The organism is Pseudobacter sp. (assembly GCF_051955275.1).
In the GTDB taxonomy this organism is placed as follows: Bacteria; Bacteroidota; Bacteroidia; order Chitinophagales; family Chitinophagaceae; genus Pseudobacter.
The window spans coordinates 23735-40758 of record NZ_JBQCGW010000112.1 but is presented as its reverse complement, the minus strand read 5'-3'; the positions used below and the strand labels follow the sequence as shown (position 1 = coordinate 40758).

General features: G+C 48.6%; 11 protein-coding genes. 3 read left to right on the top strand and 8 right to left on the bottom strand.

The window, feature by feature from the left end; all coding sequences use genetic code 11:
• The first annotated feature begins 120 nt into the window (after window positions 1-120).
• Together ACTHMC_RS09695 and ACTHMC_RS09690 are read left to right on the top strand one after the other, a co-directional pair.
• Window positions 121-786 (top strand): metal-dependent transcriptional regulator, encoded by a 666-nt coding sequence (locus ACTHMC_RS09695; protein ID WP_440412903.1) that lies wholly within the window; start codon window positions 121-123, stop codon window positions 784-786.
• Window positions 776-2662, top strand: coding sequence for an Nramp family divalent metal transporter (locus tag ACTHMC_RS09690; RefSeq protein ID WP_440412902.1), 1887 nt, complete (start codon window positions 776-778; stop codon window positions 2660-2662). Before ACTHMC_RS09695 ends, ACTHMC_RS09690 begins: the two co-directional genes overlap by 11 nt.
• Here ACTHMC_RS09690 and ACTHMC_RS09685 read toward each other — a convergent pair.
• Window positions 2659-3270: a Crp/Fnr family transcriptional regulator gene (locus ACTHMC_RS09685; protein ID WP_440412900.1), complete on the bottom strand. Its 612-nt coding sequence runs from the start codon at window positions 3268-3270 to the stop codon at window positions 2659-2661. The genes ACTHMC_RS09690 and ACTHMC_RS09685 overlap by 4 nt on opposite strands.
• A gap of 10 nt (window positions 3271-3280) precedes the next feature.
• The gene (locus tag ACTHMC_RS09680) at window positions 3281-3919 is read right to left on the bottom strand and encodes a Crp/Fnr family transcriptional regulator (protein WP_440412899.1); all 639 of its coding nucleotides are present in this window, start codon (window positions 3917-3919) and stop codon (window positions 3281-3283) included.
• Window positions 3920-4118: 199 nt separating this feature from the next.
• Here ACTHMC_RS09680 and ACTHMC_RS09675 point away from each other — a divergent pair, with 199 nt between their 5' ends.
• Entirely contained in the window at window positions 4119-5354 is a 1236-nt protein-coding gene (locus ACTHMC_RS09675; protein ID WP_440412897.1) for an isocitrate dehydrogenase (NADP(+)), read from the top strand.
• Between the two features lie 75 nt (window positions 5355-5429).
• On the opposite strand, the gene ACTHMC_RS09670 is transcribed toward ACTHMC_RS09675, so the two are convergent.
• The 6 genes from ACTHMC_RS09670 to ACTHMC_RS09645 form a co-directional block, all read right to left on the bottom strand.
• Complete coding sequence (locus ACTHMC_RS09670) at window positions 5430-8417, bottom strand: T9SS type A sorting domain-containing protein (protein WP_440412895.1); 2988 nt, start codon at window positions 8415-8417, stop codon at window positions 5430-5432.
• Between the two features lie 252 nt (window positions 8418-8669).
• Window positions 8670-9827: a redoxin domain-containing protein gene (locus tag ACTHMC_RS09665; protein ID WP_440412893.1), complete on the bottom strand. Its 1158-nt coding sequence runs from the start codon at window positions 9825-9827 to the stop codon at window positions 8670-8672.
• Between the two features lie 15 nt (window positions 9828-9842).
• Window positions 9843-11279, bottom strand: coding sequence for a RagB/SusD family nutrient uptake outer membrane protein (locus ACTHMC_RS09660; RefSeq protein ID WP_440412891.1), 1437 nt, complete (start codon window positions 11277-11279; stop codon window positions 9843-9845).
• Window positions 11280-11303: 24 nt separating this feature from the next.
• Window positions 11304-14927, bottom strand: a complete 3624-nt coding sequence (locus ACTHMC_RS09655; RefSeq protein ID WP_440412889.1) for a SusC/RagA family TonB-linked outer membrane protein — start codon at window positions 14925-14927, stop codon at window positions 11304-11306.
• Between the two features lie 210 nt (window positions 14928-15137).
• Window positions 15138-16328 (bottom strand): FecR family protein, encoded by a 1191-nt coding sequence (locus ACTHMC_RS09650; RefSeq protein ID WP_440412887.1) that lies wholly within the window; start codon window positions 16326-16328, stop codon window positions 15138-15140.
• Window positions 16329-16381: 53 nt separating this feature from the next.
• Window positions 16382-16957 carry an RNA polymerase sigma factor gene (locus ACTHMC_RS09645; protein ID WP_440412885.1) on the bottom strand — a complete coding sequence of 192 codons (576 nt, stop codon included), beginning with the start codon at window positions 16955-16957 and terminating at the stop codon, window positions 16382-16384.
• Window positions 16958-17024 lie beyond the last annotated feature (67 nt).

Below are 17024 nucleotides of genomic sequence, written 5' to 3'. Positions count from 1 at the left end.
GCGGCCCGGGTTGTGATTTCTAGCCGGCCCCCGCCGCCCCCACGCGGCGCGCCCGCGGGGCCCACTGGCCGGCCCGCGGGGGGCCCGCCCGCGACTGGTGACAGCGAAATAAATTGAACTATGCAGCAATTTTCAAGCAGTAAGGAAAATTATCTGAAAGCCATCTTCCATCTCCAGAAAAGCGATGGTGTGGTTACTACCAATGACCTCGCCAACGAGCTCCAGACCCGGCCTGCTTCGGTTACCGATATGCTTAAGAAGCTCAAAGCGCAGAAGCTTCTCATCTATGAACGTTATAAAGGCTTCAAGCTTAGCCAGGAAGGCCGGAAGGTGGCACTGCAGATCATCCGCAAGCACCGCCTCTGGGAATACTTCCTGGTGGAGAAACTGAATTTCGGCTGGGATGAAGTACATGAGATCGCTGAAGAACTGGAACATATCAGCAGCCGCAAGTTGATTGACAGGCTGGATGAATTCCTCGACTTCCCCAAAACGGATCCGCACGGGGATCCCATCCCGGATGCACAGGGCCGTTTCACACTCATCAGGCAGGTAGACCTGCTCCATCTTCCTGTGAACAAAACGGGAGAAGTGAGTGGTATCGGCGATCAGAGCCCGGAAATGCTGGAGATCCTCAAACACAAACAGATAGGCCTCGGAACCAAAATAGAGGTGAAGAAAATATTCGCATTCGACAATTCCCTTGAATTGAAAGTCAGAAACCAGTCTATTGTCACGGTGAGTGAACACGTGGCAAAAAACGTATTTGTGAAATATGATGAATAAGCTTCAATCAGACAGGTCGCTCAGTGAAGTGCATGCTTCCGTGGATGTGTCTAAACATAATAACCGGTGGAAAAGGATATTGTCCTTCTTTGGCCCCGCCTACCTTGTAAGTGTTGGATATATGGACCCCGGCAACTGGGCCACCGATCTGGCGGGTGGTTCAAAATTCGGTTATGCATTGCTGTGGGTGCTGCTTATGAGCAATATCATGGCCCTACTGCTGCAGAGCCTCTCAGCACGACTGGGCATCGTAAGGGGCCGGGATCTGGCGCAGGCTAACCGGGAGACCTACCCCAAGGGTGTCAACTTCGTTCTTTATATTTTAGCGGAGATCGCCATTGCGGCCACTGACCTGGCGGAAGTGCTGGGTATGGCCATCGGCATACACTTACTCACCGGCCTGCCCCTGATCTGGGGAGTGGGCATTACCGTTTTCGATACCTTGTTATTGCTGATGCTGCAGCGGCTGGGCATGCGCAAGATGGAAGCGTTCATCATTGGCCTGGTAGCTGTAGTGGCAGTATCATTCCTGGTGCAGATAGTGATGGCAAAACCCGTTCCTTCAGAACTGATCAAAGGTTTTATTCCCGGCTTCCCTGATAATGAAGCGCTCTATATCGCCATCGGTATCATCGGAGCTACCGTAATGCCGCATAACCTTTACCTCCATTCGGCACTGGTGCAAACCCGTAAGATCACCAAATCCGTTACCGGCATCAAACAGGCTCTCAAATGGAGCTTTGTGGATTTGACGGTGGCACTGAATATTGCCTTCCTGGTGAATGCCGCCATCCTGGTACTGGCAGCTGCTGTGTTCTTCAAGAACGGGCTGGGCGTGGCCGAGATCGGAGAAGCGCATCGGCTGCTGGAAGGTATGCTGGGCTCCAAACTGGCCCCCATGCTGTTTGCCGTGGCATTGATCGCGGCCGGACAAAGCTCTACCATAACCGGCACTCTGGCAGGGCAGATCGTGATGGAAGGCTATCTCCGCCTTCGCATCAATCCCTGGATGCGCCGCCTGCTCACGAGGTTGCTGGCCATTATCCCTGCCATTGTGGTGATCGGCCTTTTCGGAGATGACGAAGTGGACAGCCTCCTTATCTTCAGCCAGGTGGTACTGAGTATGCAGCTCGGATTTGCCGTGATACCCCTGATCCATTTTGTGAGCGATAAAAAGACCATGGGACAGTTCGCCATCAAACCTGCTGTGAAGATTGCAGCGTGGCTCATTGCTTCCGTACTGGTGTACCTCAATATCAAGATGGTGCTCAGCCAGACCACCGGCTTCTTTGAAGAGTCCGGCAGCCTGTTCTGGAAAACAGTGATCATTGCAGGTGGTGTATTCTTCCTGGGTCTGCTGGCCTATATCATATTCTTCCCATTATTTGCAAAACGACAGGCGGCCTCCTCCATAGAAATGCATCCCGAGCTCACCGGGCTGCAACTGATGGATGCTCCGCGTTACCAAAAAATTGCCGTGGCGCTTGAGTTTGGAGAGCACGACAGCCAGCTGATCGCCCATGCCATCGGGCAGGGCAAAGCAGATACCGAATACATACTCATTCACGTAGTGGAAAGCGCCTCCGCCCGGATGCTGGGCCTGGAGAGCGACGACTTCGAGACCCGCAACGATGAACAGCGGCTGCAGTTCTACGTGCAGCAGTTGCAGGAAAAAGGATATAATGCCAAAGGTCATCTCGGGTTCCGTAACCGGAGCAAGGAGATAGTGAGACTGGTAACCGAGCAGCAGGCAGACCTGCTGGTGATCGGCGCGCACAGGCACAAGGGGCTGAAAGACTGGCTTTATGGCGAAACCATCAACTCAGTAAGACACGATATCAGCATTCCCGTGCTGGTGGTGAATGTTGGGGCTTAATCCAATTTATCCCTCAGTAAACGCTTCAGCCTGCTGAAGGTCTGCGGATTGATATTCAGATAGGACGCCAGTACATGCTGCGGCACACGGCGCATCATCTGAGGGTGTTTCTCCACATATTCCAGGAAACGCTCTTTGGCCGATTTCATACGCATATTGTACATGCGCTGTTCTTTGCCGGCCGTCATGCGCGCTACCAGCATCCGGCCCGCCGCTTCTCCCCAGCTGAAGGTCTGCATCATCTCTTCCAGCCTTGCATGTTCAATGCGCACCAGGATGCTGGGCTCAACGGCCTGCAGGCTGAGTTCTGACGGAGTGCGTGTATTGAAGCTCATCTCTGAATGGATGAAATGCCCTTCTGTGGCCAGTTGCAGCGTTACTTCACGGGTGCCGCCCAACGAGATGTACTTTCTCACCATCCCCTTCATTACGATATTGAAATAATTATCGATCTCCCCCGCATGGAGGATCAGCTCCTTCTTTTCGAAGTGGCGGATCTCGAGGAAGGGAAGGAGTTGCATCAATTCATCCTTTTTCAATTGCGTATACTGATGCACGTAAGTATACAAAGGGTCAATGTAATTCCTTACATCTAAAGTTCTGGGCATAGAAACTTCTTTATTGTCCGTGTATGGCACTGACTCTGCGTGCCAGTTGCGCCTTAAGGCGACTGTAAGTTTCAGGTTTAATGTCCAGATAAGATGCCTGGTACTTGTGCGGTACCCGATGGAACAGTTCCGGATTGTTGTCGATGAACATAAGGAAGCGTTCCCTGATGGAATAGCGGAGGTGGTTCAGTTCCCGGTGCTCCAGTTGCAGGATAAGTTCTGAAAGGATAAGACGCGCCATCCGGTTGATGCGGCTTGAATATGGAAAAAGCTGTTCCAGCTTACTCCTTGGCAAAGCCAGGGTAATGGTAGGCTCCAGTGTTTCCAGCTGGCATCCGGATGGGGTGCCCGAAAAAAATGAAACGAAAGAGCTGATAAGGTGGCCCTCCCTTGCAAAATGGATGGTCACATCTTTATTACCGTCTGAGTAAAATTGCCTGACCAGCCCTTTCACAATGAAATGCAGGTATTGTTCCTGTTCGCCTTTCCTGATCATATCAGACCTGCGCCTGTAGGAACGCAGCACCATGATCTCGGCCAGTGCGGCCAGGTCTCCTGCGTTCAGTTGAAGGCTGCGGCCTGTGTATTGCTGCAATCGTTCTGCGTATGCCACCAGAATGGCCGTTTTTTCTTCTGTTGTATGCTCCATGATGCAGGATTATGAGGTATACCTGTCTTAATATAACCACTTTATCGCCGTTATGTACTACTCCCCTGCAAAAAAAACGTGTAATTCAACCAGATGTACCTTCCGGAACAGATTAATTTTTTGAATATAGGATGGGCTTTGCTCAATTTGCTCATTTGATGTAGATTCGCAAACTTAACTGAGCTTAAAATCACAAGACATGGCACAAAAAATCAAAGTAGCTAATCCGGTTGTAGAATTGGATGGTGATGAAATGACCCGGATCATCTGGAAATTCATCAAGGAGAAACTGATCCTGCCGTATATCGATGTTGACATCAGGTATTATGATCTCGGCGTGGAATACAGGGACCAGACCAATGACCAGGTGACCATCGATGCAGCGAACGCCATCAGGGAATTCGGCGTGGGCATCAAATGCGCCACCATTACTCCGGACGAAGCAAGGGTGAAGGAATTCAACCTGAAGCAGATGTGGAAGAGCCCTAACGGCACCATCCGCAATATCCTCGACGGAACCGTTTTCCGTGAGCCCATCGTGATCAAAAATATACCACGTCTGGTTAGTAACTGGACTGCCCCCATTATTGTAGGCCGTCATGCTTTCGGCGACCAGTACCGTGCTACCGATACTGTGATCAAAGGAAAGGGTAAGCTTACCATGACCTTCACTCCTGAGGACGGCGGCGAGCCACAGACCTTTGAAGTGTACAACTTCAAAGGAGATGGTGTTGCGCTCTCCATGTACAATACCGATGAAAGCGTGAAGGGTTTTGCCCGCAGCTGCTTCAACATGGCCCTCAGTAAAAAATGGCCGCTCTACCTCAGCACCAAGAACACCATCCTGAAGAAATACGATGGCCGTTTCAAAGATATTTTTGAGGACATCTATCAAAGCGAGTTCAAACAGAAATTCCAGGATGCAGGCATCGTGTATGAGCACCGCCTCATCGATGACATGGTGGCTTCAGCCCTCAAATGGAATGGTAATTTCGTTTGGGCCTGTAAGAACTATGATGGTGATGTGCAGTCAGACAGCGTAGCGCAGGGCTTCGGTTCACTGGGCCTGATGACTTCCGTACTGGTTACACCCGATGGCAAGACCATGGAAGCTGAAGCTGCCCACGGTACCGTTACCCGCCACTACCGCGATCACCAGGCAGGAAAACCAACCAGCACCAACCCCATTGCATCTATTTTTGCATGGACAAGAGGTCTGGCTTTCCGCGGCAAACTGGATAACAACCAGGCGCTGATCGATTTCGCAAATGCCCTCGAAGCCGTTTGTATTGAAGTGGTGGAAGAAGGTAAAATGACCAAGGACCTGGCAGTATGTATCCATGGCAACAAAGTGAGCCACGGAGATCATTACCTGTATACAGAAGAGTTCCTGGACGCAATCGACGCCAAACTGAAACAAAAGATGGGATTGTAAGATCCGTCTTCAGCTCATAAAAAGAACGGCCCCCGGATGATCGGGGGCCGTTCTTTTTATAGTTGGTTTTCTCTCTTACTTCCTGATAAATCGCTCAACCTGGCGGTTGCCCTGCCTGTCCGTTGCTTCCAGCACATAGATGCCGCGCTTCAGGATCTGAACAGGTATACTCAGCACGGAAGAAGTATTCAGCCCTTCTTTCCTCCATACTACCCTGCCCTGCATATCCATGATCTTAAGACTGGTTGTATTTTTTTCATCAAACTCCACATAGAGGATATTCTCAACCGGGTTGGGAGACAAATTCAGCTTCATTGCCTTCTTTGTGCTGGCAGCTACGATATCGCTGTAACTGACATTGCCATTGATATCCTGCTGGGAAAGGCGATAGAAATTCTTACCTGCTGCAGGTGATATATCCGTAAATGTATACTGCATGGGTGTACTGGTGGTACCATTTCCATCCACCCAACCTATCTTCACGAAGTTCTTTCCATCTGTGCTGCGCTGGATCTCAAAGCCCTTGTTATCGATCTCCTGTGAAGTTGCCCAGCTGAGCTTAACGGTATTGTTGACGGCCTCTGCGCGGAAGCTGGTAAGTTTCACTGGCAGCACCTGTGCAGCATCGAGTACACCGAATTCAGAGAAACTGTTGGTAGAAAATTCCAGGTAAAAACCTTCCGTAGTGAAATCCTTCGCCCCGCTTTGCATGATCAGGGTACCCTCACCTGTATTATTGAACAGTTCACAATCCTCTCCTCCCCCTTTGTAATGTGCGATCTGCAGACCAGTCCTGCTGAGCAATGGATCATTGGTGCTGGTCTTGTAATCATCCAGTTCACTGTTTTTGAAGTACAGTCTGAGCTTTACCGGGGAAGGGAAGCTGATGCCGGAATAGTTCGATGACATGAACCTGAAATACCTGGGCATATATTTCTTCTTAGTCACACTGCTTTTCGGAATATTGGCGATACCAGGCCCGTAATGCTTTGCATACAGGTAAAATGTTCCGAGGTTATTGGTACCAGGGTTTACACTGGCGATGATCTTGCCGCTTGCATCCGTAAGATCAAACCAGTTATCGCCACTCACGGCGCTCTGCTGATAAAAATTACAATTTGTGTTCTGGTATTCGGCAATGCTGGAATCGATTCTTACCAGATCAGTGATCAGTCTGGTTATGTACCCCCCTTCCCTCAGTCTGATATCCAGTTTGGATGTGGCATTCAGAACGCCGAGATCCAGGTTCAGGCAACAACCTCCCCTGTATTTCTGAACGCCATCCACCAGCACCATAATTTCATCATCCACATTGGAGATATCCAGGCGGTACCTGCCGGCAGGGAAATTTGTTCTGCGTGCGCTCATGATGAAATTCTCATTATTTACGGGACAGCCCATATAACCAGCGGCATCGGATGGAGAACCGAAGACCCCGAAGTGAAGATGAGAATCGATTTGCATACCGGTAGCCTGATAGAATCCGCGGTAATTTCCTGTGGCCAGCGTGATATCGTTTCCGTTGAAGCCATACACATTCCATTGCTGGTTTCCGTAAATGGCGGAGTCTCCTTTTTGCGTGGCAACAGAAACCCTGATGATATTACTGTAGGCAAATGCACCCGAATTATCAGTGGCTTTTCTCCTGTACCAGGTAGTATCGCTGAGAACGCCTCCCTGGTAAGTAGCAACAGTGGCAGCCGGAATATCCCTCCAGATACCTGTAACTACTGAATCCTGCCACTGGTAAGTAATGGATGAAGGAGCAGCTCCACCAGAGGCGGCAGCAGTACTCTGGAAAGCGGCAGGTGCTTCATTCACACATAAGGCCTGTGGATCACCAATAGTACCACCGTTCAGTTCCGCGATCTGGAAATCTGCAGTCAGATAAGCATTGGAATTATTGTCTAGCATCCTTATCTCAACCGTGGAATTATTATCAAGCCTTCCCAGTGACACCACCGCATAACAACAGGCAGGCTGGCTGATCAAACTGCCATTGACATATATCCGCATTGCTGCAGAAAAAGAAGTGATCACATTGTAATTACCTGCAGGAAATCCTTTCCTCTTAGCTACCAGTACAAACTTATTATCGGGCACCACACAACCCTGATAACCAGAAGCAGCTGTTGGAGTTGCCGTAGAACCCCAGTCTGTCATAGAATTGAAATTGAGTACTGCACGGGAATAATAACCTTTATAAACGGCCGCACCAAGGTCCAGTGAAGGGGATTCGTATGCATAAAAATTCCAGCTGTCCTGCGGTATTAATGCAGGATCGCCGGACTCGATGAAAGTCAGCTTCAGCACATTACTGTAAACAGTTGTACCTGTCAGGGTAGCTTTTCTCCTGTACCAGGTATTCTCAGTTACCACAGGTGGCTGGTAAGTGAGGGCTGCTGCACTGGCTATGTCTTTCCAGCTACCATTGACAGTAGAATCCTGCCATTGGTAAACCACGCCGGGTGCACCATCAAATGCCGGGTTCAAACTGGTGAAAGACCGGCCTGCTGCAGAGGCGCACACATTCTGATTACCATCGATGATCCCTTCACTGGAATAGTTGGCAATGGCTGCTGCATCTATCTCGTTATATCCTGCAACTGCCGGAGAATTGATGGCAATACGGATCCTGTCGACCGGAAAGGATGTCAGAGCAAAATTTATGGTAAACACTTGCGGACAGAGAGTGCTGGCAGCTGCTGTTGCCTCATACACTTTTTCATATGCCTGGGTGTTCGGATTGAATACATACACAGTATCTATTGCGCCGGGACTGAGCGTTTCATATATAAAGATCCTGTTGACCGGCGCAGGATTATCAAAACTGAGCTCAAGGAATTCTCTTCTTCCATCCGAACTGGCCGATGCCCACGAAGTGGATACATCACCACAGCCAACAGTATTGGGCGCACCAAGTGTTTGCTCGGCAGACCAGCCGGTTGTTGAATACTGTGAACTGAAATTCACAACTCCTGTTGCATACCTTATCTGCGCCTTCGTAATGGCAGATACCAGCAGTAAGAGCAATAAAATGCCTGATGAATACAAATGTTTCATGTGTACAAATTGAAGTTCAATAAATAATCGGGAGGGGAAATGCTCACAGGATATGCCTTGCAAAGCTACCAGGTAATAATATTCCGGCAAGGACATAAACATGTGAAAGCCGGCGTATGAGCTCCACAAATGATGACATGAATATGTGAATCCTGCAGATGGACCGTAAAAAAATGATGGCTAACCCAAGGTTAGCCCCATTCAAAAAACATATGGAAACGAAGGGTGTCCGGGATTCCGATGCACGCAGGTTTATTCAACAGGAAGATATTTTTCCAGTGTCTTTTCCAGTTCTGCTCCTCTTAAATTCCTCGCGATGATCATTCCTGAAGGATCGATCAGGAAATTCTGCGGAATGGCGGTGATCCCATACAATGCAGCAGCCTTACTGGCCGATCCGAGCAGGTCGGAAACCTGCGTCCAGGGAAGCCTATCCTCATTCACAGCCTTCAGCCAGTTGCGCCTGCTCTCATCAATTGAAACTGCCAGGATATCAAAGTTCTTTGCTTTGAAACGAGTATAAGCTTTCAGAACATGCGGGTTCTCCGCCCGGCAGGGACCACACCAGCTTGCCCAGAAATCAAGCAATACATACTTGCCTTTAAAAGAGCTCAATGAAATCTCTTTACCGGATGAATCTGCCATGCTGAAATCCTTAGCTGCATAACCGGTCATGGTCTCACTCACTTTCTTCAATCTGTCTCCTAATGCCTGTCCATCTTTAGACTTCTTTATCCTTTCACTCAGTATATTAAACAATGGTTCAAAAGTAACCGGGTCAATGACAGCAGCGCGGTCCTTCACCAGATCCAGGCTCACATAAGAATCCGGGTGCGATGTAATAAAGGCCGTCTTCTTATCTTCTCTTTGCTTACCCATTTCTTCAGCTGTTTTTCTCAGCTCATTGAAACGTGCGCTGGTATCCAGACCTCTCCCCTCAGATTTTATCATCATGGAGATCACTTCCTCTTTTACGGGAGCAAAGGCTTCAATATCCTTTTGTAACAACTTTGTCAGTTCAAGATTCTCCTTCTGCGTAACACCGCCTTTGATCATCGCTTTTTCCATGGAGCCTTTTCCCTGTACAGTCACTGTACCGGCTTCCAGGTAAAAGGATTGAGCATCCGAACGGAGCATACGTTCCTGCATGGATACTTTGGGATCTGGTGTCAGCGGCAACATTGTTAACGTTGCCCTGATGGGCTGCTGGCTGATAACAGGCTGAAAATGGAAATTGCCTTTATTGGTGATCACAGTATCATTGATGTACTTTCCGTTTTCCCGGTAACTGAGAATGATCTTCTTTTCGTGCTTCAGCCCTTTCATTTTTCCATTTACAATAACATTATACTGGGCATGGAGATGGAGGGCTGCCAGCAAACAGGCAGCCCCGGTAATTAATAGTTTCATGTTCACAATTTTGAATTACGGATTATTTGTCCAGCCCGGGTTTGCCGCCATCATCTTAGGCGAGAACCTGATCAGGAACCTTTCCGGTTTCAGCGGATAAGTTTCAACCGTTCCGTTGGCCAGGATCAGTTTATGCGTATACTGATTGGATGAAAAAAGCGGATCTACCGAAAGCCGTCTCATATCAAACCAGCGATGGCCTTCCAGTGCAAATTCGCGGATGCGTTCTTCTATCACGAATTTTGTAAGATCATTCCTGTCTGTGATGGTCACCGGCGCAGAAGCAGCCGGCATCCTCTTTTTGCGGAAGGTTTCCAGTGTGGCCTGCGCATCGGCGATGGCGTTGGTCCTGGCTTCACATTCAGCTTTCAACAGGTATACATCAGGCAGATTCAGTCCGATATATGCAATCATCCCACCGATCCGCCTGTATACATCAGGTGTGGTATAGGCAATAGTGGAACCATAAGGATACCTGCTGAACAGTTTCCGGCGCATATCATCAGCTCCAAACAGCTCATATGCTTCTTTGGAAAGCAGCAGGGATGAATAGTTCAAAGCATTGTAATTGACCAGGTACTTGCTGATCATGGCTTCCTGGTTGTTCTGTGAAGGACCTGTAACATAGGTATACTGGCTGTTGGTTGTATAACCCCAGGCCCCGCCTGGCGCCAGCACAACATTATAATCGATCAACGACATATTGAACGACGCAGGCAGATGCGCCAGTGCATTATTCAGAAAAGGAAGTGCTTCGCTGAACCTCCCCATGAAAACATACACTTTTCCCAGCATGCCTTCTGCCGCGGCTTTGGAACCTCTCACAGCTGCAGCTGTATTCTGTGGCAAATTGCCAATGGCAAAATTCAGATCACTGATGATGAAATCATACACCTCCTGCACAGAAGCTCTGGCATAACTGGTTTGCGTAACATCGGCCGCCGTAATGATCGGGAAACCGGGATCCGATGCAGCAGTGGAAGCATTATATGGCTTTGCGAAATAATTGATCAGCATGAAGTAAGTCCAGGCACGGTTCAGCATGGCCTCCGCTTTCAATGCTGCTTTCTGCTGATCTGTGCCATTGGCTGCATTGGGTACTTCCGTTATTATTTTGTTGTAAACATATAACTGTCTGAGTAAGGCAGGCGTTTCATTGTCGTTCATTTCAGGATCGTAGAACTGATCGGCATACTTGAACATCCTGGCCGTGGTAACGGAGGTCTGACCGGTAAAATAAGGCTCCTGCCCTATTATTTCATCACCCATATAGATCTGGCTATAGGTATAGTCCAGGAAGTTCATCGTAGTAACATTCATCATAAGGTCGTAGTCCCTTACGTCAACAGCAATAAGCTGCCCCTTTGGATTGATCTCCAGATATTCTTTTTTACATCCGCTAAGGACCGTGAAGGCCGTAAGTATAAAAAGAAAGTGTTTTATATATCGCATATACATAATAGTTAGTATTGAAAATTACAGGGTTACATGTGCACCTACAGTGAAAGAATGCTGATTAAAAGGTGTTGTCCTGTTATTGCCCGTTGCGGCCGCATTCTGGAATTCAGGATCGATGCCCTCATGATTGGCCTTCCAGAGCATGATATTGGACAACTGCGCCCTCAAAGTGATACCTGCAACTTTTACGCGTTGCAGCAATGAGGCAGGCAAAGCGTAACTGAATGTAACATCTCTGAGTTTCACATATGCTGCAGATACAACATTCACATCTGCATAAGTATAGTAGAAAAGATTCCGCCTGGTGCTGCTGGTGGTGGAGTTGGGCACATAGGAAGGGATATCCGTGAAAGCCTCGTCGCCCGGCTGTTTCCACCTGTTCTGAAAGTCTGAATGTATATTTCCTGCTGTGAACACACCCGGTGTGGGGGCAGCACGGAAAGCTGCATAAGTGCTGTTGATATCCTTACGCATCGCGTTGCCGAAATTGTACACAGCATTAAAGCCCAGCGTGAAATTCCCATAGCTGAAGATATTGCTGATACCACCGCTCCAGACAGGCTGGAATGTTCCCATGTATTTCAGGTCAGGGATTGTGGAAACATCTCTTGCTTTCGTTACTTTTCCATCAGCCTGATAGATCTGCGGATCACCCATATTATCAAGACCGGCATAACGGTAAGCGAAAATATTGAAAGCAGAATAGCCCTGCAGGTAACGTTGACCAAGATAATCGATCGTTGTTGTGATAGCGCCACCGCCAGCACCCAATACAGAGAGTTTTGTGATCTTGTTTTTATTGTAAGCAAGATTGAGCTGAGATCTCCAGCTGAACTTTTTAGTGGTCACATTCAACGTATTGATGGCAAACTCGATGCCCTTATTGTTCATGTCTCCCACATTGCCCGTGATACTGGTGAAGCCTCCCAGCGGGTTGAGCGTCATATAGCCGATAAGATTGCTGGTGTTCTTATTATAGAGATCGATAGAACCGCTGATCCTGTTTTTCAACACAGCGAAGTCGATGCCCAGGTTGGTGGTTTTGGTTGTTTCCCAACTCAGTTTGGCATTACCCGGTGTGGTGAGAGAAAGCCCCGTTCCTCCCGGATAAAGCGAGGCATTTACCTGGCTGAAAATATCGAAAGAGGCTGCAGAACTAGGGGTAGGCGGATTGCCTGCAATACCATGAGTAACGCGTAGAGAAAGACGGTCAAGCCAGGTGATGTCCTGCATGAAATCTTCCCTGCTCAATGCCCAGGCAAGACCTGCGCTCCACACGGGTCTGTTCTGTGCAGACCTGTCTTTCCCAAAAAGGTTCGACTGATCCGCTCTCCAGCTGGCATTCACAGTATACTTCCGGTTGTAGGTATACCCTGCGTTTGCGAAATAAGAAGTAAAACGGGTGGTTTGCTCTGCTTCCGTGTAAGGCCTTTGATCAAGCATACTGTACGAAAGTGCCGAAGAAGTATACACCGGATTTCCATAATACACCACGCCAGGTCCGGGATTGGTCCTGCTCAGCGTTGTGGTCTTTGAAAGCAGGTTGAAATCCACTCTGCCGTAGGTCAGCAACTGCGGATTGTATCCCCAAACCAGCGAAGTATTGGTATTGGTGAATTGTTCCTGTGCTTCCTGGCCTGCCAGCACAGTGAGCTGATGCGTTCCGTTCATCCATTCATTATCATAGATCAGTTGGTTCCTCACCGTGTAATTGCGCTGATCTGCATTGATGGTGGTAAGCTTGCCGCCGGAATTGGGAAGATAATAAGCAGGCTGTCCTTCAGGTGTTGTTGACGCCACCGTAAAGGCCACCAGTTCTTCCCTTACAGGATAGCTTTTCTCATCCATCAGATTGGTATTTTTTCTGCGTGCCTTTGTGTAACTGAAGATGCCTTCGTAACGAAGTCCTTTGATCAGTTTCATAGTGATGCCGGAAGTCAGCCTCGCATACAGTGTATTGTCCTTCACCTGCCCACGGTTCATTTCATCGAGCGGCACATAATCCAGGTTGATAAGGCTCTGATTCTGGTAGGTGTTTCTCAATGCATCCGTACGGTACATCCATCCCAGGGAAGCATTGGAGCCATCAGGGTTTTTGAAAGAAACATAAGGAAGATAGCTGGCAGTAGGGCTGATGGTAAGACCATTACCGGCTACACTGTTCCTAAGATCGGTGATCAGGTAAGCCTGGATCCTGTTGCTGAAAGTATAGTCCTGGCGCAGGTTCACGGCATAACTTTCATCCTTGTTGGTGGGTGTTGAGTTCTGGGTGTTTGTATAAGAAGCAGATCCATAGAAATTATATTTTTTGCCACCGCCAGTAAACGAAAGCGTATGGTTCATGAGCGATGCATTCCTGTACCAGGTATTTTTGATCTCATCAAGGTTGTCGTAAGCAGCCAGTGCATTCAACTGCTCATCCGCCTGGGCCTGGTTGATCAGTCCATTGGAAAGATTGTAAAGGATCAGTTCATGCGGCGCAACGGTAGCGCGGCCATAGCCCCCGTAGGTTGTTGATACAGGTGTGGAAACGTTGGCCCATACATACTGTACGGGATCGAAGATTTCCCTGGCGGCCGGGATAAATTCTTTACTGCGCAGGCTCTTGATATAACCGATATCAGGTTTTCCCTGGAAGCTGTTGAAGAAATCGTAATCCATCCTGATCTTATCGCTCTCCTTTCCTTTTTTGGTAGTGATCACAATCACGCCGTTGGCAGCTCTCGCTCCCCAGATGGAAGCAGCAGTAGCATCTTTCAGAACGGTAATATCTTCAACATCGGTAGGATTGAGAGTATTCACATCATCCAGGGGAATACCGTTCACTACAAAAAGTGGATTCCTTTGTCCACCCAGGGTGGTCAATCCCCTGATCAGGATGGAATTGGCGCCGGGTGCGTTATTGATGGTGAGGCCTGGAACCAATCCATCCAAACGCTGGATCACATTCATGGAAAAGGATCGCTCCTGCATCATCTGTGTGTTGGGCTTGGCGACAGAGCCGGCGCTTCTTTCCCGCGCCATCTTCTGGTAACCGGTATTCACCACTACCACCACATCATCCAGTTTGGTTACTGATGGAATGAGCGTGATGGAAAGGTCATTGCCGCCACTTAATTGAGCTGAAGTGATATTGATAGTTCTTGTTTCATAACCTACAAAAGACACCTGCAACACATCGCCTTCATTCACATTTATGGTTAATGATCCGTCTGCACCGGTAACGCCGGAAGTCTTTTTGCCTTTGATAGCAACGGAGGCGCCTGAGAGGCCACGGCCTGTTGAATCCAGTACCCTGATCCTGATGGGAGTGGCCTTGTCATGGAGGGAAGACGCGTCTGCAATCAGCAATCGCCTGTACAGGAAAACAGATTTTCCGGCGATCCTGAAACCAAGACCTTCTTCCTTCAATATCATATTGAAGAAATCATTCAAAGGCATGGCATTCACGTCAACTGAAACCGGCTTTGCATTTTTCAGGAGGTCTTCATTGAAGAACACGAAGTAGCCTGTTTGTTTTTTAACGGCAGAAAACACTTCCTTCAGGGAAATATCCTGTGCTTTGATGGAGACCGTTTGCGCAACAGGTTTTGCGGAAACGGCCAGCGAACCAATAAAGAGAAAAACCGTGAGCATTCTCATAATTCTCAACATTTGAGCCGGAAGCCGCAGACGAAGGCCGGCCTGACTCCGGGGAGCAGATTTTTGCATACTTTTGCAACAGTTTGGTTAGAAAAAAAGTGGGCAACATTTTGGATCGATCCAGACTCCGCCGGGAATGTTCGTAGCATTTCCGGTTTTGTTTTTTCTGGGGATCGTTCCGTTTTATTTCAACATACTCTGATCATTTGATTAAGGTAATATCACCAGCCTCCGGCCGGATTCAATTTTGAAATGCAGTTCGGACTCCTTCAGTCCCTTCAGCAGATCAGTAAGAGTTACATCCCTGCTCAACTCCCCTCCCAGCCTGATATCCGGTACACCGCTTTCATAAACTACTTCTATATCGTACCATCTTTCCAGTTGTTTCATTACCTCATCCAGGCTCGCCCCATTGAAATTGAAAGCGCCGTTCTTCCAGGCAAGGGTCCTGTCTTCATCAACTTTTTCTATTCTGATACTTTCATCAGCTGTAATCCGGGCCAGCTGTCCGGGTTTCAGCACTACCGCCTTTTGCTTAGTCCTGGGAGTAACTTTCACACTCCCGGTCAGCAAAGCTGTTCTGATACTGGATTCATTGACATAGGCATTCACATTGAAGCTTGTGCCAAGCACTTCCACTTCAGCCCTGTCATTGATTGAAACGATGAATGGCTGCTGCTGGTTCTGCGCTACTTCAAAGTAGGCTTCTCCGCTTATTTCAACCCGGCGTTCTTTTCCGGGGAATGCAACCGGATAACGCAATGAGCTGGCGGCATTCAGCCATACCATGGTGCCATCAGACAGGCGGAGATTGAACTGCCTGCCTTTGGGAGTCTGCATGGTATTATACGCTGTTTCCCCGGTTGAAGAACCTGCACCCTCATAACTCAGTTGTCCGTTCTGCAATAGTACCTGGCCCCCACCCTGGGTGGCTACCACCCCGTTACCCAGGCTATCGAGCACCACCTGCCTGCCGTCTGCCAGGGTAAGCACAGCACCATTCTTTCCTGGAAGGATTTCCTGCTGTTCGTTTCCGGGCTTTTGAACGATCTCAGACGAAGGATCTTTTCTGAACCACAGGAAAAATACAGAAAGCGATACCAGGAGAACCGCTGCTGCGGCCCAGTACCAGCGGCTGCCGGCAATAGTGCTGACCGGCCTTATTTCTTCAGTAGCATCTGTATCTGCAAGAGGTAGTTGCTGCATGAGCTTTTCAAAGGCCAGGTCTTTATTGACTTCAATATCGCTATTGAATAATGGAGCCTGAGCAAAAATATCTTCAGGGATCTCATCTCTGGTGAAGGTCCCGTCCTTCACGGCATTGAACAATATTTCCAGTTCTTCAGCCGATAAGGTTTGCTGCAGGTATTTCAGAAACAGTGAATGAATATTGTGCGCCATATATTGAATGACGAACGGAGAAACAGTTTGTTAACATGGAAATGAAAATTATTTTAAGGGACCATCGCCAGCCAGAGCAGCTTCAGTAAGACCTTGTTTCCGTCCCCGGCTGAATTCTTCCGTAGCATGGCAATGGCGCGTACCAGGTAGATGCGGGAAGAAGCTGGGGTTATCTGTAAGATGGCAGCGATCTCTTTGTGCGACCTGCCTTCAAAATAGGACAGTGTCACCACCTGCTTCAGCTGAAGCGGCAGTTGCTCGATGGCGGCTTTCAATTTTTCTTGCTGTTCCCTGAGCTCCAGGGTGCTGAATGGATCAGCATCATTGTGTGCATAGTAGCTGGCGAGAAATGCTTTGTTATTGTCCTGGAATACTTTCTTTCTCAGGAAATCCGTCACCAGGTTCCGGGTAATGGTATACAGCCAGGCGTAGATATTGGTTACATCAGCGAGCTTGCTCCTGTTCTCCCATAAACGGACGAACACTTCCTGCGACAGGTCCTGCGCCATTTCCGGGGAGCGGGTCAACCGGAGGGCCGCGCTGTAAACACTTGCCCAGAGCTGATCGAAAAGCCTGCGGAAAGCCATCCTGTCACCAGAAGCCACCTGTTGCAACAGTTCAGTTTCCACGTATGGTTGATTAACAGACATTCCTTGTATTCCGGCCGGCATTTCTGCAATTTAAACAGATTCTCCA